The 22,522-nt window shown below is 72.3% G+C and carries 20 protein-coding genes and 1 tRNA gene; 3 read left to right on the top strand and 18 right to left on the bottom strand.

Features of this window, described 5'->3' with window-relative positions; translation table 11 throughout:
• Nucleotides 1–4: 4 nt before the first annotated feature.
• A complete protein-coding gene (locus tag ASG23_RS03115; RefSeq protein ID WP_056019859.1) occupies nt 5–709 on the bottom strand; it encodes a hypothetical protein in 705 nt (234 codons plus the stop codon).
• A gap of 127 nt (nt 710–836) precedes the next feature.
• The gene (locus ASG23_RS03110) at nt 837–2,006 is read right to left on the bottom strand and encodes an oligosaccharide flippase family protein (protein WP_056019856.1); all 1,170 of its coding nucleotides are present in this window, start codon (nt 2,004–2,006) and stop codon (nt 837–839) included.
• Nucleotides 2,007–2,126: 120 nt separating this feature from the next.
• Here ASG23_RS03110 and ASG23_RS03105 point away from each other — a divergent pair, with 120 nt between their 5' ends.
• From ASG23_RS03105 to ASG23_RS03095, 3 genes are all read left to right on the top strand, one after another.
• Entirely contained in the window at nt 2,127–3,482 is a 1,356-nt protein-coding gene (locus ASG23_RS03105; protein WP_056019854.1) for an O-antigen ligase family protein, read from the top strand.
• Complete coding sequence (locus ASG23_RS03100) at nt 3,479–4,525, top strand: glycosyltransferase (protein WP_056019851.1); 1,047 nt, start codon at nt 3,479–3,481, stop codon at nt 4,523–4,525. The genes ASG23_RS03105 and ASG23_RS03100 overlap by 4 nt, the downstream gene beginning before the upstream one ends.
• A 76-nt stretch (nt 4,526–4,601) precedes the next feature.
• Nucleotides 4,602–6,206: a polysaccharide biosynthesis tyrosine autokinase gene (locus ASG23_RS03095; RefSeq protein WP_056019849.1), complete on the top strand. Its 1,605-nt coding sequence runs from the start codon at nt 4,602–4,604 to the stop codon at nt 6,204–6,206.
• A gap of 26 nt (nt 6,207–6,232) precedes the next feature.
• Here the strand turns inward: ASG23_RS03095 and ASG23_RS03090 are convergent, their stop codons facing one another.
• The 16 genes from ASG23_RS03090 to ASG23_RS03015 form a co-directional block, all read right to left on the bottom strand.
• Complete coding sequence (locus ASG23_RS03090; protein WP_082515709.1) at nt 6,233–7,699, bottom strand: lipopolysaccharide biosynthesis protein; 1,467 nt, start codon at nt 7,697–7,699, stop codon at nt 6,233–6,235.
• Nucleotides 7,696–8,757, bottom strand: a complete 1,062-nt coding sequence (locus ASG23_RS03085) for a hypothetical protein (RefSeq protein WP_157465498.1) — start codon at nt 8,755–8,757, stop codon at nt 7,696–7,698. Before ASG23_RS03085 ends, ASG23_RS03090 begins: the two co-directional genes overlap by 4 nt.
• Nucleotides 8,750–10,024, bottom strand: coding sequence for an O-antigen ligase family protein (locus ASG23_RS03080; protein ID WP_157465497.1), 1,275 nt, complete (start codon nt 10,022–10,024; stop codon nt 8,750–8,752). Before ASG23_RS03080 ends, ASG23_RS03085 begins: the two co-directional genes overlap by 8 nt.
• Nucleotides 10,021–10,851 (bottom strand): glycosyltransferase family 2 protein, encoded by an 831-nt coding sequence (locus ASG23_RS03075; RefSeq protein WP_162242652.1) that lies wholly within the window; start codon nt 10,849–10,851, stop codon nt 10,021–10,023. Before ASG23_RS03075 ends, ASG23_RS03080 begins: the two co-directional genes overlap by 4 nt.
• A 10-nt stretch (nt 10,852–10,861) precedes the next feature.
• Nucleotides 10,862–11,803 (bottom strand): NAD-dependent epimerase/dehydratase family protein, encoded by a 942-nt coding sequence (locus ASG23_RS03070; RefSeq protein WP_056019836.1) that lies wholly within the window; start codon nt 11,801–11,803, stop codon nt 10,862–10,864.
• Entirely contained in the window at nt 11,800–12,597 is a 798-nt protein-coding gene (locus ASG23_RS03065; RefSeq protein ID WP_056019833.1) for a WecB/TagA/CpsF family glycosyltransferase, read from the bottom strand. Before ASG23_RS03065 ends, ASG23_RS03070 begins: the two co-directional genes overlap by 4 nt.
• Entirely contained in the window at nt 12,584–13,798 is a 1,215-nt protein-coding gene (locus ASG23_RS03060; protein WP_157465496.1) for a glycosyltransferase, read from the bottom strand. Before ASG23_RS03060 ends, ASG23_RS03065 begins: the two co-directional genes overlap by 14 nt.
• 52 nt (nt 13,799–13,850) lie before the next feature.
• Nucleotides 13,851–15,374, bottom strand: coding sequence for a sugar transferase (locus ASG23_RS03055; protein ID WP_056019827.1), 1,524 nt, complete (start codon nt 15,372–15,374; stop codon nt 13,851–13,853).
• A 116-nt stretch (nt 15,375–15,490) separates the two neighbouring features.
• Entirely contained in the window at nt 15,491–16,111 is a 621-nt protein-coding gene (gene pth / locus ASG23_RS03050; RefSeq protein ID WP_056019824.1) for an aminoacyl-tRNA hydrolase, read from the bottom strand.
• Nucleotides 16,112–16,286: 175 nt separating this feature from the next.
• Nucleotides 16,287–16,916 carry a 50S ribosomal protein L25/general stress protein Ctc gene (locus ASG23_RS03045; protein WP_056019821.1) on the bottom strand — a complete coding sequence of 210 codons (630 nt, stop codon included), beginning with the start codon at nt 16,914–16,916 and terminating at the stop codon, nt 16,287–16,289.
• Between the two features lie 260 nt (nt 16,917–17,176).
• Nucleotides 17,177–17,851 (bottom strand): SIMPL domain-containing protein, encoded by a 675-nt coding sequence (locus ASG23_RS03040; RefSeq protein ID WP_056019818.1) that lies wholly within the window; start codon nt 17,849–17,851, stop codon nt 17,177–17,179.
• Nucleotides 17,852–17,856: 5 nt separating this feature from the next.
• Nucleotides 17,857–18,840 carry a ribose-phosphate diphosphokinase gene (locus tag ASG23_RS03035; protein WP_056019815.1) on the bottom strand — a complete coding sequence of 328 codons (984 nt, stop codon included), beginning with the start codon at nt 18,838–18,840 and terminating at the stop codon, nt 17,857–17,859.
• Entirely contained in the window at nt 18,837–20,450 is a 1,614-nt protein-coding gene (gene glmU, locus ASG23_RS03030) for a bifunctional UDP-N-acetylglucosamine diphosphorylase/glucosamine-1-phosphate N-acetyltransferase GlmU (protein WP_056019812.1), read from the bottom strand. The genes ASG23_RS03035 and glmU overlap by 4 nt, the downstream gene beginning before the upstream one ends.
• Before the next feature lie 126 nt (nt 20,451–20,576).
• A complete protein-coding gene (locus ASG23_RS03025; RefSeq protein WP_157465495.1) occupies nt 20,577–21,914 on the bottom strand; it encodes a phenylacetate--CoA ligase family protein in 1,338 nt (445 codons plus the stop codon).
• Between the two features lie 136 nt (nt 21,915–22,050).
• Nucleotides 22,051–22,326, bottom strand: a complete 276-nt coding sequence (locus ASG23_RS03020; RefSeq protein ID WP_056019806.1) for a hypothetical protein — start codon at nt 22,324–22,326, stop codon at nt 22,051–22,053.
• Nucleotides 22,327–22,383: 57 nt separating this feature from the next.
• A tRNA-Gln gene (locus ASG23_RS03015) sits at nt 22,384–22,455 on the bottom strand.
• Between the last annotated feature and the right edge of the window lie 67 nt (nt 22,456–22,522).

The raw sequence follows: 22,522 nt of genomic DNA, 5'->3' as shown, positions 1-22,522 counted from the left end.
CTCCTCACGGGGCGATCTCGCCCTCGAACGCTGCTGCGGGCACCGCGGCATCGTGGCTGACCGTGACCTTGACCGAGCCCCCCTCGGTCGGTGCACGGAAGACATAGGTCGCGTCAGCGGACTCGCCCGGAGCCAGGACGCCCGAGTAGCCCTTGACGTTCGGGTCGCTGGCGAGCTCCACGCTCGGAACACCCGACGCGGAGTAGACGTTGACGACGACGAAGTTCAGGTCGAGCGGCGCCCCGGTGTCGTTGCGGACCGTCATCGCGATCGCGAGCGCCGGGCCGGACCGCTCACCGATCGAGCGGCCGACGCCGTCGATCCGGGTGATCCCGGTGAGGCTGACCACGGCCTTGTCGCCTGGGTCTGCCGGCTGGTCGAGCGCCACGGGCGGCGCCTCGGAGAAGTCCTCGACGCGCACGACCGTCGCGTCGGCCGGGTCGGTGCCCGCCTCGGGCTCGGTGCCCGCCTCGGGCTCGGTGGCGGCCCCGGGCTCGGTGGCAGCCTCGGGCTCGGTGGCCGGCGGCGCCTGCTCGACGACCGCCGGGGCGGTCGTGGCCGGGTCCGCGGAGGCCGACGCGCTCGGCGTGTCCTGCGACGCGGCGGGGTCGGAGCTGTCGGGCCGGTTCGCGATGCCGACGGCGACGCCACCGAGCAGGACGACGGCGACCGCCGAGCCCGCCACCCACTGGAGCGTTCGCCGCTGCATGTGCTCACCCGATCCGCAAAGGAAGGACCCCCTTGGGACCGGGGGCTCATGCGGCGAGAATACGAGCCAAAACCGGACAGAACACCATATTCTTGAACAGTTCACCCGACGCGGACGGGTGACGTCCTCAGCGCAGCGCGCACACCGTCAGGACCCCCGAGCGCACTGCAGACACGCAGGTCAACGCGATGGCCGCACCCGTGATACCGCCCATGACCGCGCCGACCGGCACCGCCGCCACCGTGGCCACGGCCGACACGACGCCGATCACCGCGACGAGGTGCTCCCGTGACTGGCCCTGCAGCAGCGCGGCCAGGACCGTCGACACGGCAGCGAACGGTATGCCCGCAAGAGTCCACGCGAGGACGGGGCCACTCCCCGCGTACGTGGGACCCATGAGGAACGTGACGATCTGTTCGCCGAACACCATGAACGGCACCAGGAGCAGCCCGCATGCCAGCATGGCCCCGACGAGCCGGAGTGCGAGCCGACGGGCCGCCGTGGCGTCGAGCCGCGCCGACCGAGGTGTCACCACCGCGGCCAGCGACTGCGGGATCAGCAGCAGCGGCTGGACCAGCCTGACCGCCGCCGCGTACAGACCAGCTGCGGTGGGCGTGAGGACCGCCGCCACGATCGGGACGTCGAGCGTGCGTGCCTGCCCCGCCACGTGCGCGACGAGGAACGGCCACCCACGTCGGGCGATCGCACGGGTGGGCACCGCGGACGCCCGGCCGGGCAGGTCGCGCACGCGAAGCCGGACGTGCACCTGGGCGGCGGCGGCGCCGAGCAGGAGCCCGACCGTGTACGACACCACGGGGTCGACGCCGGCAGCGAGCCCTGCGAGCAGGGCGACGAGGCTCACGGAGCGTCGCAGCATCATCGAGGTCGCGGCGGTCCGTGTGTCGCCGTCGGCGATCGGTACACCGAGCACCGTGTCGACGTTGCGCTCGAGGCCGAGCGAGAGGCAGATCAGTACGACTGCGAGCGGCCCGTCGTGCACCGATACCCACCAGCCGGTCGCCACGAGCAGCACGGGCGTGGTCAGGGCGGTGCTCACCGCGTTGAGTCGCAGCCCCGCCTGCACGTCGTCGTCCTGGCCCAGTGCCCGCGCCCGCGGAACGAAGGCCACCATCCCGAACCCGGTGACGACGAGCAGGAAGCCGACGAGCGCGATCACGGACGCCACCGCGCCGAACGCGGCGGCCGGCACGGACCGCGCCAGGACGATCAGGGCGAGCGCCTGCAGGCCGCTGCCCAGCCCGCGCGAGACGAGGATGCCGAGGAACTGACCCTTCACGACGGAGCACCCCGACGAGGGGACGGCACCGTGAGGGGCCCGGGGCGCGACATGGCCGCGAACGTAGCACCTACTTTTTCACCATCGACCCGCCCACCCCGGGCACGTAGCCTCGACCGCGTGACCAGCCTGGGCGTGAGCAGCACGGTCGTCTCCGTGCGCGCCGCGATGGCCGACCGGCTGGTGCCCACCGTCGTCGTCGGCCTCACGGCCGCGCTTGTCCTGGCGGGTTGGGTGGGTGGGCTTCCGCCGATCGTCCTGGTCGCCTTCGCCACCATCCCCCTGGTCATCGTCTTCGGCTTCCGCCTGTCGCTGGTCGGGCTCGGTGTCCTGCTGGTGGGCCGCGCCCTCATCGACGACCTGGGCGGCGCCACGGCCACGGCCGGGATCGCCGCCGCGGTCATCGGCCTGTCGGTCCTCGTCCTCGTCCGGTCTCCCAGCTGGCCCGCCCGGGTGATCGCGATCGCGGCGGCGCTGTTCGCCTCCGCCGCGGCGGGCGCGGCAACTTTCGGGGCGGCCGAGACCTACGGGGAGGCCGTCCGCGTCCTGTCGCTTGTGGCGGTCGCCGTCATCACGATCAACGCGCCCGGCCGGGTGACGTTCGGGAGCGTGACCGGGCTGGTGCAGTGGGTCGGGTTGGTGCCGGCGCTGTACGCGCTGGTCCAGCTCGCGACAGGCACGGGAACCTACATCGATGGTGCCCTGCGCGCGTCGGGCACCCTCGCTCAGGCCAACTCGGCCGCCGTGCTGTTCGCGCTCTGCAACATCGCCACGTTCGCACGGCTCCTGTCGGGCACCGGACGCCGCTGGCTCAACGGTGGCCTCATGGTGCTGTTCCTCGGGGCGCAGCTGGCCACCGCGAGCATCGGCGGGTTCGCGACGGCGATCGCGATGATGCTCGTCTACCTGCTGGTGGAAGCCGGCCGGCGGATGCACCGGATCGTGCTCGGGCTCATGGCGCTCGCGCTGGCCGTCGTGATGGCGCTGAACTCCAAGGTGGGGGCCGAGCGCCTCACCGAGTACACCGGCGGCGTGCAGGACACCTCGTTGGGTTGGCGGCTCCAGGCCTGGGAGAAGGTTCTCGCGGTCTGGCGGGAGCGTCCGGTGTTCGGCAACGGCCTGGGTGCGACTACCAGCGGCATCATCCTGCAGTCGATCCCGCACAACGAGTACGTTCGGCTTCTGGCGGAGGTTGGCGTCATCGGGCTCGCCGCCACGATCCTGCTGGCCGTCTGGTACGCGGTCGCCATGATCCGCCGCCTGCTGGCCGGGGCCCCTCGCGCTGTCTGCGCGCTGGCCCTGTCTGTCCTGGCCGGCACCGCGGTCAACTGCCTGGCCGCCAACACCATCCTGTACACAGTCGCTTTCATGACCACCGTGTACGTTCTGTCGGCATGCTGGCGGATCGCACGAGAGACACCCCAACCGAGCCTGCAGCCGGCGAGCGAGCCGCTGCGCCAGAAGGTGCTCCGATGACCCCCCGCGTGCGCGTCCTGGAGGTGATGGAGCCGCCTGACGGCACCACCCGCTACGCCGACCAGCTGGTCGAGCACCTGCCCGAGAGCGTCGACATCGTGTGGTTCACGTGGCGGCGGGCGCTCACCTGCCGGTACGACGTGCTGCACGTGCACTGGCCGGAGTGGCTGGTGCGGACCAGACCGTCGACGCTGCCCCGCCGGCTGGCCACCCGGGCGGCGTTCGTGGCGCTGATGCTGCGCCTTCGGGTGACGCGCACGGCGATCGTGCGCACCGAGCACAACCCTGAGCCGCACGAGCCCGGGGGCAGGACCGAGCGCGCCCTGCTCCGGTGGCTCGACCGCCGCACGTCCCTGCGCGTCCACCTCAACGCGCTGCCCGGCGGCGAGGGACCGAGCGACGTGGTCATCCCGCTGGGCCACTACCGCGAGCAGTTCGGCGTCCACCCGGTGTCGACGCGCGTCCCCGGCCTGCTCGTCTACTTCGGCAAGATTCGCGACTACAAGGGCGTGGACCTCCTGCTGGAGGCGTTCGCCGCAGCTCGGGCCGACCTGTCCCTGCGCGTGGTCGGCAACCCGCAGACGCCGCAGTGGCGCTCGCTCGTCGAGGATGCCGCCCGCGCCGACCCGCGGATCGGGTACGTCCTGGAGTTTGTCGCGGACGACACCCTCGTCGCCGAGGTCACGGCGGCGGAGCTGGCCGTCCTGCCGTACCGCGACCTGCACAACTCGTCGGTCGTGCTCGTGGCGCTCTCGCTCGACACCCCGGTCCTCATCCCCTCAACCCCCGTGACCCGAGCGATCGCCGAGGAGGTCGGTCCCGGCTGGGTGCACTTCTTCGAGGGGACGCTCGACACCGCCGACGTGCACCGTGCGGTCGACGCGCTGCGCGCCGCACCCCCGACCGGGCGCCCCCTGCTGGACGCCCGCGCCTGGGACGTCATCGGAGCGTCGTACGCCCGCGCGTTCGCCGCCGCGACCCGCTCGTCCGCCCTCGCCCGGCCCTCAACGAATCACCCGGAGCCCGCCCAGATCGCTCGGTAGAGTAAGTGGACGTCACGGGGGGATCTCCGCGGCGCGGTCGCACCCGCAGACTACGTCGAGGAATCCGAGGGCCACTGTGGAACTTCGTCAGCTGATCGCGCTCATGCGCCGCCACTGGCTCAGCGTCGTCATCATGACGATCCTCGGAGCAGCAGCAGGGCTGGGTCTGTCGCTGGCCACGCCCAAGGAGTACAGCGCGCAGAACCAGGTTCTGATCACCGTGCAGTCGGGCGACTCCATCGGTGACCTCAACCAGGGAACGTCCTACGCGGAGCGGGTCGTAGCGACGTACTCCAAGGTCGCCCGGTCTCCCGTCGTGCTCGACCCCGTGGTCGAGGAGCTCGGGCTCCCGGGCTCGGGACGGACGCTGCGTGGCGCCGTCGCCGTGAGCACGGACGCGTCGGCGCCCATCATCACGATCACCGCGACCTGGGGTGAATCGGAGACTGCCGCCGCGATCGCGAACTCGGTGGCCACGAACCTCGCCCTCACCGTGCAGGACCTGTCACCCACGGCCGTCGACGGCTCCCCCACGGTCCTCGTGAACTCGATCGACCCGGCCACGCCCCCCGGCCGCGCCTCGGTGCCGCACACCAAGAAGAACATCGCGCTCGGCGCGGTGCTCGGCCTGGTCCTGGGCCTGGGCTGGGCCGCCCTGCGTACCGCGCTCGATGTCAAGGTCCGCACCGACACCGACGTTGCTGCGCTCGTCCCGGTGCCGGTGCTCGCCACTGTCGCGATCGACGCGCAGGCGTCCGCGCGTGCGCCGGTGATCATCGCCCCGAGCGCCAGTGCCCGTTCGGAGGAGTACCGGAGGCTGCGCACCAACCTGCAGTTTGTGAACGTGGCCAACCGGCCCCGGTCGATCGTCGTGACATCCTCCCGCAGCGGGGAGGGCAAGTCGGTGACGGTCGCCAACCTGGCGGCCACCCTGGCCAGCGCCGGAACGCGCGTCTGCCTGGTCGACGCCGACCTGCGACGGCCGTCGGTCGCCAAGCACCTGGGGCTCGAGGGTGCGGTCGGACTGACGACGATCCTCATCGGGCGGGTGTCGCTGGACGACGCGCTGCAGCCGTACGGGGATGAGAACCTGCAGGTCCTGGCCTCGGGTCAGATCCCGCCCAACCCGAGCGAGCTGCTCGGGTCGGACGCCATGGTGGCGCTCCTGGCCCAGCTCAAGCAGAAGTTCGACATGGTGCTGGTGGACACCGCACCCCTGCTCCCGGTCACCGACGCAGCGATCATCAGCACGTCCGTGGACGGCGTGCTCGTCGTGGCCGGAAGCGGCATGGTGACCCGTGAGCAGCTCAAGCGGTCGATCTCGATGCTCGACGCGGTGGATGCGAACATCCTGGGGATCGTGCTCAACCGCACCAAGCGCGTGGCCTCCGGTCTGGCCACCTACACCTACCGTGCCGACGTCGGGCACGGAACGTTCGACCCGACCGCCGCCGAGCGTCGGGCCTCGCGAGGTCAGTCCGCCGAGTCCGCGACGGCCGCAGCGCCCGGACCCGAGGACGTGCCCGTGCCGTCGCCGCCCCACCACGCGACACCCGACGAGGTCGCTGCCGCCTCGGGTGCGGGACCTGGGACCCGTGGGACGACGGGCACTGCGCCGACCAGGCGGCGGGAGGCGCCGGTGACCACGGCCCCGGAACCCGTCAGCGAGATCGTCCAGTAGGAGCACGGACGGCCGGACGGTCCCGATCAGCGCTGCATGGCCTTCTCGCTCCGCTGGGCTGCGTGCCGGACCAGTCCGACGACCTCGGCGACGTCCTGGCGCACCGGCCGCACGAGCACCGCGATCACGGCCACCAGGATGACCCCGGCGAGGACACCTGCTGCGATCGCGAGCAGAGGTTCGGAGATCCAGCGGCTGACGTACCAGCTGCCCAGCGCGGCCGGGAGCGCGACGCCCAGCAACGCACGCACCGCGCGCGCGACGAGCGGACCGGCGGCCAGCCCCGCGGACCGGCTGGCGATGAGGAGCCCGACGATCCAGTACACCGGCCAGACGATCACGGCGGCCCACGCGGCGCCGAGCGCACCCTGGCTCGCGCCGAGCACGATGAGCACCACGAGCACCGGCTGCGCCCACAGGTCGAGCCTGAATTGCACACCGGGCCGGCCGCTGGCCAGGAAGACCCAGTACGCCAGCTGGGACAGCGACCGGAACACGCCGGCGATCGCCAGCAGCGCCAGGATCGGCGCGACCGCGGACCACCCGGGCCCTAGGAGCACGTCGACCACGGGGACTGCCAGACCGGCGACGAACGCCAGCACGGTGCCTGTGCCGTACGCGCCGGCAAGCTGTGCCCGCAAGGTCGCGCGGGAGAAGCGGTCGGGGTCGAGGTGCGCCTTGGACAGCACCGGGAGCGCGACCCGGGTCAGCGGCCCGTTGATCTGGTTGAGCGGCACCACGGCGATCTGCTGCGCCCGGTTGTACACACCCAGCACGGCCGGACCCCAGAAGACACCGAGGGCGACCGTGTCCGCGTTCTTGGAGGCGTAGCCGAGGACCTGCGTCCCGAACACGGACAGCCCGAACCGGAAGAACCGGCGGATCGAGGTGTGCCGCTGCGGGAGCCCGGGCCGCCAGCGCGTGCTGATGACGTTGACCACGAGCGCCACCAGCGCCACCGTGAGCTGCTGCGCGACGATCGCCCAGTAGCCGCCGCCCATCAGCGCGACGACGATCGCGACGATCGTGCCCACCAGCTGCGCGGTCACGTCGGAGCCGGCCAGGGCCACGAACCGCAAACCACGTGCGAGGTCTGCCCGGTACTGGGTGTTGATGCCCGAGATGACCAGCACGAGCGACAGCGCCGGCACGATGTGCGCGAGCGTCGGCTCGTCGTAGAGCGCCGTCAGCAGCGGGGTCGACGCCGCGACGACCAGGGTGCACAGCAGCCCGAGGCCGGTGTTGGCCCAGAAGAGGTTGACGCGCTCCCCGCGGCTGACGGTGGGGGCCTGCACTGCGGCGGACGACAGCCCGAAGTCACGCAGGATGTCCGCGAAGCCGATCGCCGCGGTCACCATCGCCACGACCCCGAAGTCCGCCGGGTCGAGCAGCCGCGCGAGCACGGCGAGGCCGACCAGCTGGAGCACGATCCGGAAGCCCTGGCCGCCGATGGACACGGCCGAGCCGCGCACAGCCGTCCTGCCCAGGGTCATCCGGTGCCTCGCACGCTGCGGCGCATCTGCGCCCGCAGCCCGTCCAGCCGCGTGCGCGCCCGGGCCACGGTGTCCACCAGCTCGGGCCGGCGCGTGGCGAGCTCGTCGATCCGGGCCAGCGCGTTGTCGACGCCGATGCCCTCCGTGCTGAACGCCGTCCCGGTGGCGCCGACGGTCGCCAGGCTCCGCGTGAGCTTGCCGGCCGACCCGGACGTGAGCCCGACGGGCAACGCGCCCTCGGTGTGCCCGAGCACGAGCGCGTGCAACCGGTCGCTCACCACGAACGACGCGCGCCGGTACACGTCGCGCACCACCTTCTCGGCAGCCGCGTGGTCGACGCCGTCCCAGGGGACGAGCTCGCCCCCCAGGTCCGTGGCCAGCTCGCGCGCCCGCGGGAGGTCGCGCCCCACCTGCGGGACGACGACGACGTCGAGCGACCTGTCCGACGCCAGCGCACGGACCGTCTCGACCCAGACGGCGGACGGAGCGGGCCGGTCGCCGCGCAGGGAGAGCGCGAGCACCGGCCTGTCGCTGCCGTCGCGGGCCGCGGTGAGGTCCGGTGCGCCGAAGGCGTAGCCCCAGTCCGGCGCAACCGCGCCACGGCCCACCCACGACCGGCTGTCCGCGTCGCGCCACGCGACGACGTCGCACGACAGCAGTGCGACGTTCAGCGCAAGCCCCCAGAGCCGGTGCGGTGCGCGCAGCCCGAGCCCGACATGCAGCCCGGCCCCACCGCGCAGCCGACTGGTCGCGACCAGCGGCGCGGTCTTGAGCAGGTGGCCGGCATAGCCGGCGGTCGCGTACGTCTCCCCCGCGTTGAAGCCGTAGACCGCTCCGGCCCACGCACCGGACAGGGACCGCCGGGCCCAGTCGCGACGGTCGCGGACCAGAACGTCCTGCGCTTGCAGGCCCAGCGCCCCGACGTACCCGTCGGGCAGCCCGTCCACGTTCACGACGAGGCGTCCCAGCGGGCGCAGCGCGTCCAGCAGCCCTCGACGCAGGACGGAGTCACCCAGGTTGTCGGTCTGCCCGCGGGCGGAGACGAGGACGTCACGCACGGGGACCACCCTGCCCTACGGCAGTCGTGGCGGGTGGCCTGGTGTCCGCGTCCACCCGTTCGCCGCCGACCGGGCGGCGCGGCCCGAGCAGGACCACGCACAGCGGCACGAGGACGTACGGCCAGAACATCGTGCGGTCGACCACGCCGAAGGGCACCTCGACGATCCCCACGGCCAGGATTGCCACGACGCTGAGCGTCGGCCAGACGTCGCCCACTTCCGCGGAGCGGGCCGCACGGACCGCACCGACGACGAGCAGCGCCCCGACCACCACGACGAGCACCAGCCCACCGGTGACCAGCAGCTGCACGAACTGGTTGTGCGCGTGGTACGCGTAGCCGCCGAGGTTGTCTCCCGAGCCGGCGAGGCGGTCGTAGTAGTCCCAGCCCTGCCCGAGCACGGGCGCCTGGGCCCATCCCTCTCGGCCGGCGATCCAGTAGCCGCCGCGGTTGGCCACCGCGGTGGCGGAGGACACCGCCAGCGGGAGCGCCACCGCGAGCAGCGCGACCGCGCCCATCCCGACCCCGGCCGCAAGCGCCCGGTGGCGGGCGGGCACGACCGCCAGCACGGCGGCTGCCGCGAGCACCAGGACCACGGCGAGCCAGGCGCCCCGCGAGTAGGACCAGACGACGGCGACGAGCACGAGCGAGCCGGCCACGACCCGCCAGGCACCGCGCAGCGCGAGCACGGACGGGACGCCCACCGCGAGCGACAGACCGAGGTTGTTCCCGGAGGGGAGCAGCCCGGCGAGGATGCCCAGCGGTCCCGCCTTCTCCGCGTCCGCACCTTCGTAGTCCTGGTAACGGGCGAGCTGGGGGACGACCAGTCCCGCGACGATGCTGAGGGCGGCGGTCGCGGCGGTGAGCCAGCCGAGTACTGGGACCACCTGCCAGGAGACCCGGACCACCCAGGCGGCGGCCACGATGGCCGGGTACAGCACGGTCATCGCCGCCGGTCGCGATCCCGTCGCGAGCCCGGTCCCGACGACCACCACCCACGGCAGGACCAGCAGGGCGGGCAGCGGCCACTGACGCCACGGGGTGGTGCGGACGCCCAGCACGACCAGCGTCGCGCAGAGCGCCAGCAGCCCGACGTTGGCGACGGTCGAGAGTCCGTCCACCAGCGCGGCGGCCTCGTCGACGCTTTCGCCGACCGGCTGGAAGCCGCGGCCGGCCGTGAGCAGGATCGCGAGCTGCGGGAGCACGGCGGCCACCCAGACGCCGACGGCCAGCAGGGCGTCGCGTCGCGCCAGGACGCGGGTGATCACCTGCTCTCCCCGAGCAGGACGCGCACCGCGCGGTGCCCCGCCACCGTGACCGTCGACCACCACCGGACAGGGGCGCTGCGGCCGACCACGCGACGGACGTCAGCGGCCTGACCACGCAGGTAGCGGCGGTCGCGCCGGGTGAGCAGGTCCTCGTGCTTGCGCGCGTAGAGCCGGATGCCGTCGAGGCGGCGCTGGGTCTTGTCCGTCAGCTGGCCCTGACCGTGGACACGGTTGGTCACCAGCACCTCGGGCACCACTGCGTACGTGAGCCCCGCCGACAGGGCACGCACCAGGAGGTCCTTGTCGTTGGAGACGGGCAGCACGGGGTCGAACCCGCCGAGGCGCCGGAACGCCGCGGTGCGCATGACGAAGTTGGAACCGACGAAGCCCGGGTTTCGGGCGACGACGTCCTTGGCGGCGAGCCCCGGCTCGATCCTGGCCATCCGGTAGCCGGGCTCGTCGGCGGCCGTCCAGGCGACCGCGAAATCGTGACCGCCGTCCTGCAGGGCGGTGACCGTGCTGCGCAGGAAGCCGGGCGACCACAGGTCGTCGTCGTCGAGGAACGCCACGACCTCCGTCTGCACCAGCACGGTCCCCGCGTTGCGGGAGGCCCCCGCGGTGCCGGCCTGCGGTCCCGACGAGTCCAGGTACCGCACAGGCACGTCCGAGGCGGCGTCGAGGCTCGCGACGAGCGCCTGCGTGGCCGCCGAGCCCAGGTCGTCGCTCACGACGACGCCGGCCAGCCGGACGTCCGTCCCGAGGTCCTGCCCGAGCACGGACGCCACGGCCTCGGCAAGCAGGGGATCGCGGCCGTGGGTCGGGATCACGCAGGTGACGTCAGCCACCACCGGCCCCGATGTACTCCCACTGGCGGGCGAGCCCCTCCTCGACGCTGACCTTCGGCTTCCACCCGAGCAGGTCCCGTGCCATCGAGGCGTCTCCGCCCGTGCGCCAGGCGTCGCCGTCGACCGTCGGATGACGCTCGACCCTGACCTCCCGGCCCGTGACCGAGTGGATGACCTGCAGCACCTCGTTGACGGTGACGTTGGTTCCGCCCGCGATGTTGAGCACGCTGCCCGCGGGGAGGGTCTCGGTGGCCGCGAGCACGTTGGCCTCGACCACGTCGTCGACGTACGTGAAGTCACGGATCTGCTCGCCCGTGCCGTACAGGGTGATCGGACGGTCGTCGCGGACCGCCGTGAGGAACCGGGTGAACGCCATGTCGGGACGCTGGCGCGGCCCGAAGACCGTGAAGTACCGCAGCGACGCCGTCGGCACGCCGAAGTTGGACGCGTACAGGGAGCACAGGTGCTCGGCCGCCAGCTTGGTCACCCCGTACGGGCTCACCGGCTGCGGCAGGTCCGACTCGAGCACGGGGAACCGGGTGGCGTCGCCGTACACCGACGAGGACGACGCGTAGACCAGACGCTGGAGACCCGACGCGCGCTTGGCAGCCTCGAGCAGGGCCTGCGTGGCCGCGACGTTGGCATCGAGGTACACCCCGAACTCGTCACCCCAGCTGGCGCGGACGCCGGGCTGGCCGGCCTCGTGGAACACGACGTCGACGCCGTCTAGCAGGGCGTCCAGGTCGGCGGTGCGCAGGTCGTCCTGGACGAATGTGAAGGCACCCCCGAGCCGGGCGAGGTTCGCGCGCTTGAGGGCGGGGTCGTAGTAGGGCGTCAGGGCGTCGATCCCCGTCACGTCCCACCCGTCCGCGAGCAGGCGTGCGCTGAGCGTGCTCCCGATGAACCCCGCGGCCCCCGTGACCAGTGCCCTCATGGCCGATCCTTTCTGTGGGCGAACGATCGGGCGACGACATTGAGGAAGTGCGGGCCGCGCACCAGATACCTGCCGGCGAGCCGGCGCGGCTCCTGAGCCATCCGGAACAGCCACTCCGCGCCGATCTTCTGGACGACAACCGGTGCGCGGCGCTTGGTCCCAGCGACGAAGTCGACGGCTGCACCCGCTCCCACGTAGACCCCCGGCGGCAGCTTCTCGCGCCAGTGGGACACCCAGACGTCCTGCTTGGGCGACCCCAGGCAGACGAAGACGATGTCGGCCATGGCCTCGTGCAGGTCCGCGATCACCTGCGCCGACTCCGCGTCGCCCACGTCCGCGATCTTGGGGAACGGGATCGCCACGACGTCCGCGCCGTACTGGTCCCGCAGGTGCTGCGCGGCGAGCTCGGCCACGCTCGGGGCACCGCCGGTGAGCGCGATGCGCCAGCCGCGACGGCTCGCCATCTCCGCGGCGATCGGCAGGAGGTCCGCACCCGTCAGTCGCTGGAGGCCGTGGGCCCCGAGCATCCGTGCGAGCACCACGAGCGGGGTGCCGTCGGCGATCCGGAGCTCGGCCTCGTCGTACGCGACGTGCAGCGCCGAGTCGTGCTCGATGCCGATGGTCTGGTCCACGTTGGGCGTGACGATGGAGTACACCTCGTCCGCGGGCAGGAGCCGGCCGATCCGCGCGATCAGCGCGTCCGCGTCCCCGACGAACAGGGGTCGACCCGCCAGCGTGACCTCACCCGAGCGGGAGACGTGCACTGTGACCTTCGAGCGCTCACCCTGGGGCACCGACGATCCTCGCGACGAGCCGCGGGGCGGCGTAGACGGACGCGGTGTCTCTGGCAGCACTGCGGTGGAGGACGCTGGCCTCGCTGATGGCGTGAGCAAGGTCATCGGGGTTCCTCTCGGTGACGACGAAGCCGTTGTGTCCCGGACGCACGAGCGACCCGGTGTCCGAGCCGTCCGTCACGACGGCCGGAAGCCCCGAGGCCAAGGCCTCGACGAGCACGCGGGGGAACCCCTCGTAGCCGGGGTGCGACGTCATGAGGAAGACCCCGGCGTCAGACATGGCCGCCGCGACGTCCTCCGGTGCGAGCCGGCCCAGGAGCCGGACGCGCTCCCCCACCACCGGCGGGAGCGCCGCGACGGCGCGCTCCAGCTCGGGCAGCTGGGTGCCGGTGCCGACGACGTCGAGGGTCCAGTCCTCGTCGGGCGCGGACTCCCGCAGCCGGCGGAACGCCTCGATGGCGAGGGCGGGGTCCTTGGGCTGCTCGAGCCGCCCGACCCAGATGATCCGTTGCGGGTGCAGCGCCTGGGCGCGGTACCGGACGAGCGTGGGGTCGAACCAGGTCGGCGAGAACATCGCGTCCGGGTTGATGGTGCGGGCGGTCTCGGCGAAGTCGGGGTTGAACACGACCACGGACTGCGCGTTCTTGAGCAGGCCGTGCTCGAGACGGGCGTGGACGCCGCCCGCCCTGCGCCAGAACGAGTCCGACGTGGCACCGGTGAGCCCATGCTCCTGCGTGTGCACGAAGTAGGCGAGAGGCCGGCCGAGCACCCGCGCGGCGACCGCGGCGACGTCCGCGCGGTGAGCCTGCACGACGCCGCTCGCGGGCAGCGCGCCGCGGTAGCGAACCAGACCCGCGGCGAGCCGGACGGAGTGCGGGACGCGTCGACGCTGGTCACCCGGGTCGAGCCGGACCACGGGCAGGAACCAGACCAGCCGGTCACCCACGCGGTGCTGCTCCCACCGGCCCAGCTGCCGGCCCTCGACCAGCCCGCCGGCGTCCACCCCGACGATCGCGAACGTCACGTCGGCGGGCGCGTGCCGGACCAACCCACGGATGCAGGTCTCGATCCCGCCGGGCGACTGGCGCGCCAGGTCGATCTGGTGGACCACGAGACGGTCGACCACGTCCGGAGGGGTCGCCCGTACAGGGTCGGGCTCGTCATTCTCCAGGAACGAGATGTCCGGCCGGGTCTCGGTCACGAGCTCCTCCAGGTCCAAGAATGTGGTCGGTGCCGCGGTCGCGGTCGATAGGTCAGTAGGCACCGCTGGGTCGCAGCACTGCTCTGAAGGTCTTCCAGAGGATGAGGAGGTCCATCGTCACGGACCAGTTGTCGACGTAGCGCAGATCGAGCTTCACCGACTCCTCCCAGGACAGGTCGGACCGTCCGGAGACCTGCCAGAGGCCGGTCAGGCCCGGCCGGACCCGGAGGCGCCGCTGGACGGCGTCCGCGTAGGCGGCCACCTCCTCCGCGAGCGGGGGACGCGGTCCGACGAGGGACATGTCGCCACGGACCACGTTGAACAGCTGCGGGAGCTCGTCGAGCGAGTACTTGCGCAGCACGCGACCCACGGACGTGACTCGTGGGTCGTGACGCATCTTGAACAGGATCGCGTTGCCCTCGCTCGAGCTCAAGAGCTCCGCGCGACGCTTGTCCGCGTCCACGTACATCGTGCGCAGCTTCCACATGGTGAACTCGCGGCCGTCCACCCCGATGCGGGTCTGCCTGAAGAACGCCGGCCCCGGCGACGTCAGGCGCACAGCCAGCGCCGCGATGGCGATCACGGGCAGCGCGACCAGCAGGATCAGACCGCCCAGCGCCCGGTCGAGCGCGGTCTTGGCCACCATCCGGCCGCGGGACGCACCCACCTCCACCTCGAGCAGCGAGAGGCCGCCCGTGGGGCGCATCGTCAGGCGCGGTGCCGCGATGTCCTCGAGGTCGGTCGCCATGATGAGCTGCGCGCCCGCCCGGTCCAGCGCCCACGACAGGCGCCGCAGACCGTTGCCGCTGATGTACGAGCCGGCGACGACGACGACGTCCACCGAGCGGTCGACGACCACCTGCGGGATGTCGCACACGGCGCCGATCATCGGAGCGCCGGCGACGACCTGCTGCTCGTCGACGCTCGGCAGGCACACCCCGACGACGCTGTAACCGTGCCCCGGGTCGACCGCGAGGTCACCCACGACGCTCGCCACCGGTCCGGGCTGGCCCACGACGAGCGTGCGCATCATGGCGTGGCCGTGCATCCGGGCGGACGTGAGCGAGCGGCGCAGGATGAGCCGCGCCGTGACCGCGAGGAGGGCGGCGGCGGGGACGACGATGAAGACGAGAAACCGGGAGACCTCGGCCTTCAACGCGTAGCTGGCCAGGACCAGGACGACGACGCTGACCAGACCGGCACGGACGAGCACCCGCGTCTCGGCGGCCGACCGGCCGAGCACGGCGTCGTCGTAGCCGTGCAGGATCGCGACGAGGGCGATGAACCCGAGCGTGGCACCGGCGATCATCAGCGCGGTCTGCCCCGCGGGCGTGTACAGCCCGACCATCACCGGCGTCGCGACGACCAGGATGGCGACGAGGTCCAGCAGCACGGCATGCACGCGGTAGGTGTGCACGCTCTGGCGCCACGACCCGGCGACCGCGTCAGCCGAGTTGAACGGGGTGGCGCGACGCTCGAACGGCTCCGCCGACGCCCAGGAACGGCGCTGCCCGAGACCCCGACCACGACGCTCGCCGAGGGCGAGGCCCAGGTTGTCGACGATCTCCGCAGCCACAGCCCCACACCCCCGTTTCACCAAGTGGAATGGGAGTGAGGCTATACGTGTCAATCGCGTAGTTCATCACCTTCTGTCCGGTTTCACCCGATGCTGGCGCAGGTGGGGGACGTGGCTCACCCCTTGGTGTGAAACCTCAGCTGCGCGGCTTCGAGGCCCTCGAGGAGCACCAGCTCCACGGCGTCGGCCGCGGAGTCCAGGAGCCACGGCAGGTCTTTCTGCTCGTTCCTCGCGAAATCACGCAGGACGTAGTCCGCCGGGTCCATGCGACCGGGAGGACGGCCGACGCCCACGCGGACCCGGACGTAGTCCTTCGTCCCCAGCGCCTTGGTGGTATCCCGCAGTCCGTTGTGACCGCCCTCGCCGCCACCCTTCTTGAGCCGGACGTCCGCGAACGGGATGTCGAGCTCGTCGTGCACCAGCACCGTCCGCTCGGGTGGGACGCCGTAGTACTTCGCGAGCGCCGCCACCGGGCCGCCCGAGACGTTCATGTACGTGGTGGGCTTCGCCAGCACCACCCGCGGGCCCGGCGCACCACCGGGCAGCACCCCGAGCCGCGCCTCCGCGACCGCCGCCTGCGGCCGGCGCGAGAGCAGCCCCGACGCCCGGGCGCCGAACGTCGAGCCGGTGCGCCGCGCCAGCTCGTCCAGCACCATCTGACCGACGTTGTGACGGTTGCCGGCGTACTGCGGGCCGGGGTTGCCGAGCCCGACGACCAGCCAGGGTCCGTCGCTCATCGGGATCTCCTCCTAGGGGAACGCGCGGGTACGACGACGCCCGGCACCGTCAGGAACGGTCCGGGCGTCGTGGTGTGGGATCAGGCTCAGCCCTCGGACCTGTGGTCGGGCCGAGCCTGCGCTCCACTCACGGCGAGTGCCGCTCCGCGACCCTCACCCCGAGCTGCGCTCCGGCTCAGCCCTCGGACTCAGCGGCGGCCGCGGACGCGGCCGACTGCGACGCGGCGAGCTCGGCGGCGGCGGCCTCGGCGGCGACGTCCTCGGCGGAGGCGTGCGGCACGGAGACGGAGACGACCGTGAGCTCGGGGTCGGACAGCAGGACGGACCCCGTGGGCAGGGTGACCTCGCCGGCGCTGACGGACGAACCGCCCTCGAGGCCCTCGATGGAGACCTCGACCTCGGTGGGCAGGTGCGTCGCCTCGGCCTCGAGGGACAGCGTCTGCGTCTCGACGACGTGGATGGTGCCGGGCGCGGACTCACCGACGACCGTCACGGGCACGTCGACGGAGACCTTCTCGCCCTTGGTGACGATGAGCAGGTCGACGTGCTCGATGGTGTTCTTGACGACGTCGCGCTGGACGTCCTTCGTGATCGCCAGCGTCGTCTTGCCGTCGAGCTCGATGGAGAACAGCGCGTTGGCCTGCTTCACGGCGAGCATCGTCGCGTGGCCCGGCAGGGCGACGTGCAGCGGGTCCGAGCCGTGCCCGTAGAGGACGGCGGGGACCTGGTCGGCGCGGCGCAGACGGCGCGCGGCGCCCTTGCCGAACTCCGTGCGGGTGGTGGCGACAAGCTTGACCTCGGACACGTGTACTCCCCAGTGCTGACGTCGGCGCAGTGTCGCTGACGTGGCGGTGTGATGGCGTGGCGTGCGCGGCGGACGCCGGCGACGCGGATCTAGACAGGTGTGGTGGCCTCGACGCGGGACGGAGGACGGGCACGCGGAGGCGCTCGCCCAGTCGATCACGGAGCGCAGGTGGTCGTGGAACTTCGTCGACCGTCCTTCGTCCCTCGCCGAGGCAACCTGGAGAGCCTACCCGAGCGAGCGCGTGGAACCCAACCCGCCGGTCAGGCCGAGCCGTCGGTGCTGTCGTCAGACCACGCCCACCGCACGGTGACGTCCGCGGACACCGTCTGCTGACCCGCCTCGACGGGCACGGACATCGCCTTCGCGACCCCCATCGCACGGCCCATCCGCAGCGGCGCGGCGTCGGCACCGCCCTCGGTCACCCACTGGACCTCGCCCAGCTGGCGACCGGCCAGCTCCGCCCACTGCGTGGCGCGGGCCACGGCGTCCGCCCAGGCGGCGGCACGGGCGCGCGCACGCGGCACGCTGGGGTCGCTGATCTCGAAGCGGATGCCGTCCATTCTGGCTGGCTCACCGCCCGCGACCACCGCTGCACTGACCACGTCCCCGGCCACCGCGACGTCGCGCAGCGTGACCTGCAGACCGAGCCTGGCCACGACGCGCGACGAGCCGGTCGCGGAGCTGTCGGTCCAGGTGCTCGACTGCGTGGTCCGCAGAGAGAGGTCGTCGACACCGGCGTCGCGCAGGACGGCACGCATCCGGTCGAGACACTCCCCCGCCTCTGCCAGCGCGCGCTCGGCGTCCACCGCCCTCGCTTCCGCGCCGAGGTCGGCGATGGCGACGTCCGGCACCGCCTCGGCCTCACCGGAGCCGGTGACCGTCACGCCCCCGCGCGGTCCGCGGCGACGGACTCCCTCGTCGTCGCGACCATCCATGGGTCTCAGGCCTGACCGTCGAAGAGCGACGTCACCGATCCGTCGTCGAAGACCTCGCGGATGGCCCGAGCGATCAGCGGCGCGATCGAGAGCACGGTGAGCTGCGGGAAGCGGCGGTCCTCGGCGATGGGCAGGGTGTCCGTGATGACGACCTCGCGGGCGCCGCAGTTCTGCAGGCGGTCCACCGCGGGGTCGGACAGGACGCCGTGCGTCGCAGCGACGATGACGTCCTTCGCGCCGGCCTCGAGGATGACGCGCACCGCGCCGGCGATGGTGCCGGCGGTGTCGATGAGGTCGTCGACGAGCACGCAGCTGCGGCCCTCGACGTCACCGACGACGCGGTTGGCGACTGTCTTGTTGGGGCTGCGGATGTCCCGCGTCTTGTGCACGAACGCCAGCGGCCCACCGCCGAGCTTGGCGGCCCACTGCTCGGCGACGCGGATGCGGCCGGCGTCCGGCGAGACGACCGTGACGTTGGAGGTGTCGACGCGGCTGCGCACGTACTCGGTGAGGATCGGCATGGCCCAGAGGTGGTCGACGGGACCGTCGAAGAAACCCTGGATCTGCGCGGCGTGCAGGTCGACGCTCATCAGACGGTCGGCGCCGGCCGTCCTGAACAGGTCGGCCATGAGGCGCGCGGAGATCGGCTCACGCCCACGGTGCTTCTTGTCCTGACGGGCGTACCCGTAGAACGGTGCGACGACGGTGATCGTCTTGGCGGAGGCCCGCTTGAGGGCGTCGACCATGAGCAGCTGCTCCATGATCCACGTGTTGATGGGCGACGAGTGCGACTGGAGCACGAAGGTGTCGGCGCCCCGGACGGACTCCCCGAACCGGGTGTAGATCTCCCCGTTGGCGAACTCGTACGTGGTGGTCGGCAGGAGGTCGATACCCAGATGGCTGGAGACGCTGGTGGCCAGGTCGGGGTGCGCCCGCCCCGTCAGGAGCACGAGGCGCTTCTCACCGTCCGAGGAGATGATCCCGGTCATCGTGCGGAGTCCTTCGGGTTCGTTCCGGGGGGTTCCGGCAGTGCGGGCGGCGGGATTGGGGGTGCGTCGGCGGCTGCGGCGGACGCGCGGCCCCGCTCGGCGCGGGCCTGCGGGGAGAGCTCGTCGTCGGCGGACGGCCGGACGACCGCCTTGGCGGCGGCGGTCCCGGCGCGGGCCCGCGAGACCCAGCCCTCGATGTTGCGCTGCGCGCCCGCGCTCACGCCGAGCGCACCCGAGGGGACGTCGCGACGGATCACGCTGCCGGCACCGGTGTACGCACCGTCGCCGACGCTGACGGGCGCGACGAACATGTTGTCGGCGCCCGTGCGGGCGTACGAGCCGATCGTCGTGTGGTGCTTGTTGACGCCGTCGTAGTTGACCGTCACCGACGCGGCGCCGATGTTCGTGTGCTCGCCGATCGTCGCGTCGCCCACGTAGGACAGGTGCGGGATCTTCGAGCCGGTGCCGATCTGCGCGTTCTTCGTCTCGACGAACGTGCCGATCTTGCCCTTCTCGCCGAGCACCGTGCCGGGGCGCAGGTACGCGAACGGCCCCACGCTCGCATCCGCGCCGACCACCGCGAGCGTGCCGTGCGTGCGCACGACGCTGGCCCGCGGGCCCACCTCGACGTCGGTCAGCGTGGTGTCCGGGCCGACCGTCGCGCCCTCGCGGACCACCGTCGCACCGTGCAGCTGGGTGCCGGGCAGGAGGGTGACGTCCCGCTCCAGCTCGACGTCGACGTCGACCCACGTGGTCGCCGGGTCGACGACCGTGACGCCCTCGCGCATCCAGGTCTCGAGGATCCGACGGTTCATCTCAGCGCGCAGCACCGAGAGCTGGACATGGTCGTTGACGCCCTCGACCAGCACCGGGTCGTCCGTCTGGAGCGCCCGGACGTGACCGCCGTCGGTGCGGGCGATCGCCAGCACGTCCGTCAGGTACACCTCGCCCTGCGCGTTGTCGCGACCGAGCCGCCCGAGCGCGCCGCGCAGGACGCCGGCGTCGAAGACATAGATGGAGGAGTTGATCTCGGTGATCGCGCGCTGGGTGTCGTCGGCGTCCTTCTCCTCGACGATGCCGAGCACGTCGCCCGTGCCGGGCTCGCGCAGGATGCGGCCGTACCCCGTGGGCTCGGCGACCTGGGTGGTCAGCACCGTGACCGCGTTGCCGTCCGCGTGGTGCGCCGCAAGCAGCTCGTGCAGCGTGCCGGCGTCCAGCAGCGGGACGTCGCCGGCGATGACGACGACCGCACCGGACACCTGCGCGTGCGTGGCCGAGCCGGCCGTCGTGTCCTTCGCGGCGTCCGCCTGCGCGGCCGCATCGAGCGAGGTCATGGCCACCTGGACCGCGCGGCCCGTGCCGGGGATCTCGTCCTGGTCGGCGAGCAGCGCCTGCGGGTCGACCTCGGTGACGTGGGCGGCGACCAGGTCGCGCTCGTGCCGGACGACGACCAGCACTCGGCCGGGGTCGAGCGCGCGGGCCGTGGACAGTGCGTGGCCAAGCATGCTGCGACCGGCCAGGGTGTGCAGGACCTTGGGGGTTGCCGAGCGCATCCGGGTTCCTTCACCTGCGGCGAGGACGACGACGGCGGCCGGGCGGGGGAAAGTCACCTGCGGGTGCTCCTCGCGGATCTGCCCGGGTCTCGGGCGGCGGATCTGTGCGCACCGGTCACTCTACCGGCGCGCGGCACGTGCCCTCGTCGCCCCGCCCGGGCTGGTTCGCTGGCGCCCGGGCCGTCAGGTCGCGGGGTCCGGCACCTCGCAGATCACGTACTTCACCTTGCCCTTGTAGTACGGCAGGTCGTCCACGTACTCGACGAGCACCGGGACCTCGCCGCGGACGCGCTCGCGCAGACCGCCCACCGCGGACTGGATCTGCGCGTCGGCGTCCGGGTGCGGTCCGCGCACCACGCGGACCGTGATCGTGTAGTCGGCCTTCTGATGGATCTGGAAGAGACGCACGGCGTCCGGATAGCCGCCGAACATGCCGTGGAGCCGGTGCCCCATGGCCGCTCCGCTCGGCAGCCGGAGCAGGTCGGTGGTCCGTCCGTCGGGCTTGGCCATCAGGGGCAGGGTGACGCCGCACGCGCACGGCTGCTCGACGAGCGAGCCTCTGTCGCCGAGGCGGTAGCGGACCAGCGGAAAGACCCGGTTGGTGAGATCCGTGACCACCAGATCGCCGACGACGCCCGGCGCCGCAGGCCTGTCCTGCGCGTCGACGACCTCGATGCGGCGCATGTCGGTGAAGCAGTGCAGACCGTTCTGCTCGCGGCACTCGCCCGCCATCCAGCCGAGCTCTGCCGCGCGGTACTCGTCGTACACCGGTGCGCCGAGGACTGTCTGCAGCCTGCGGCGGACGTCCTCGGTCAGCGGCGCGGCCGTCGTCGCCACCGCACGCGGCACCGGGAGCTGGACGCCTTCCTCCTCCACGAAGCGGGCGAGCTCGAGCATCGCGCCCACATACCCCTCGATGAGCGCGGGCCGGACGCGCTCGATGCGCCCGACGAACGCACTGAGCGAGGAGCGGTCGATCAGCGACGCGTCCGTATAGACCTGTCGTGTCGGCCACCATTGGATCGCGTTGGCCGCAGACGCCCGTGCGCCGAACCCCCATCGGCCGACGCGGGCGAGGTCGTCCCACGGCTGGACTCCCCACCACCGGTACATGCGCCAGCTCAGCGGCAGGGTCGGGACACGGGTGTCGTGGTACGCCCTGAACGGCTCGCCCGTGCTCCCACCCGTGAGCGCGGGACGCATGGTCCGCGGGTTCGCCTCGCTCGTCGGGACGTCAGCCGCGCGATCGCGCAGAGCCGTCCGGTCGACGACGGGAAGCTCGGTCCATGCCTGCGGATCGGTCAGGTCGCGCGCCGACATGCCGCGGGAGGAGTACAGGTCGCGGTAGAAGGGCGACTGGGCCTGGGCGAACTGCGCGATCTGGGTCGACCGCCTCGCGGTGAGCCCGGCGAGCTCGTCGGACGGCAGCCGCTCGTTCGCGAGCAACGAGTCGTAGAGCCGCAGCGCAGAGCGTCGGACGACGCGACCCTTCACGGCGAAGGCCACTCGGCGCATATCCATGTCCGCAACGTACCGGAATGCCCCAATTCGCAGAACGGGCGTCGATGAACCTCACCCGAACTGCTCGACGATCACCCGTGCATGCCCCAGAGACCGCTCGGGTCTCGAGCGGCGGATCTCGTGCGCGGGGCGCGCTCTACCCGCGCACGGAGGTCGCTCCCCCCGTGCCGGGATCTTCCGGTGCTTCCTCGGGTGCCGGGGTGAACTGCCGCGGCTCCGGCGGCGGGACCCGCCGCTGCCGGGCGATCCACACCCCGGTCACCACTGCTCCGACGGCCGCCACGACGATCACCGCGACGCGCACGCCGACCTCTGGCGCGCCCGCGGCGAGGTCCACGACCTGTGAAACGACGGCGAACAGGAATAGAGCCAGCAGCACGTACCCAGCACGCAGGTCGCGCGTCGTCGCCATGTCTCGAACGGTACATCGCCCGACCGCTTGCTGTTGCTGCTGCTGCGCTGCGCGCTGCTCCGCCCCCAGGATTCGAACCTGGACTGCACGGCTCCAAAGGCCGGCGTGCTGCCGTTACACCAGGGCGGACCGACGCCTCGCGCGTCGTGGCCGCCAAGTCTGCCAGTCACTGCGTCTGCACCGTGACCGCTCACGG

Source organism: Cellulomonas sp. Leaf395, from assembly GCF_001424125.1.
GTDB lineage: Bacteria > Actinomycetota > Actinomycetes > Actinomycetales > Cellulomonadaceae > Cellulomonas.
The sequence above is the reverse complement of the archived record's forward strand: the minus strand, read 5'-3'. Positions and strand labels throughout refer to the sequence as shown.

What these genes read in the sequence shown, in the direction of transcription:
- ASG23_RS03115 (WP_056019859.1), bottom strand. Translation starts at nt 709, where the DNA reads ATGCAGCGGCGAACGCTCCAGTGGGTGGCGGGCTCGGCGGTCGCCGTC.
- ASG23_RS03100 (WP_056019851.1), top strand. Translation starts at nt 3,479, where the DNA reads ATGACCCCCCGCGTGCGCGTCCTGGAGGTGATGGAGCCGCCTGACGGC.
- ASG23_RS03090 (WP_082515709.1), bottom strand. Translation starts at nt 7,699, where the DNA reads ATGACCCTGGGCAGGACGGCTGTGCGCGGCTCGGCCGTGTCCATCGGC.
- ASG23_RS03070 (WP_056019836.1), bottom strand. Translation starts at nt 11,803, where the DNA reads ATGAGGGCACTGGTCACGGGGGCCGCGGGGTTCATCGGGAGCACGCTC.
- pth (WP_056019824.1), bottom strand. Translation starts at nt 16,111, where the DNA reads ATGAGCGACGGACCCTGGCTGGTCGTCGGGCTCGGCAACCCCGGCCCG.
- ASG23_RS03040 (WP_056019818.1), bottom strand. Translation starts at nt 17,851, where the DNA reads ATGGATGGTCGCGACGACGAGGGAGTCCGTCGCCGCGGACCGCGCGGG.
- ASG23_RS03035 (WP_056019815.1), bottom strand. Translation starts at nt 18,840, where the DNA reads ATGACCGGGATCATCTCCTCGGACGGTGAGAAGCGCCTCGTGCTCCTG.
- ASG23_RS03025 (WP_157465495.1), bottom strand. Translation starts at nt 21,914, where the DNA reads ATGGATATGCGCCGAGTGGCCTTCGCCGTGAAGGGTCGCGTCGTCCGA.
- ASG23_RS03020 (WP_056019806.1), bottom strand. Translation starts at nt 22,326, where the DNA reads ATGGCGACGACGCGCGACCTGCGTGCTGGGTACGTGCTGCTGGCTCTA.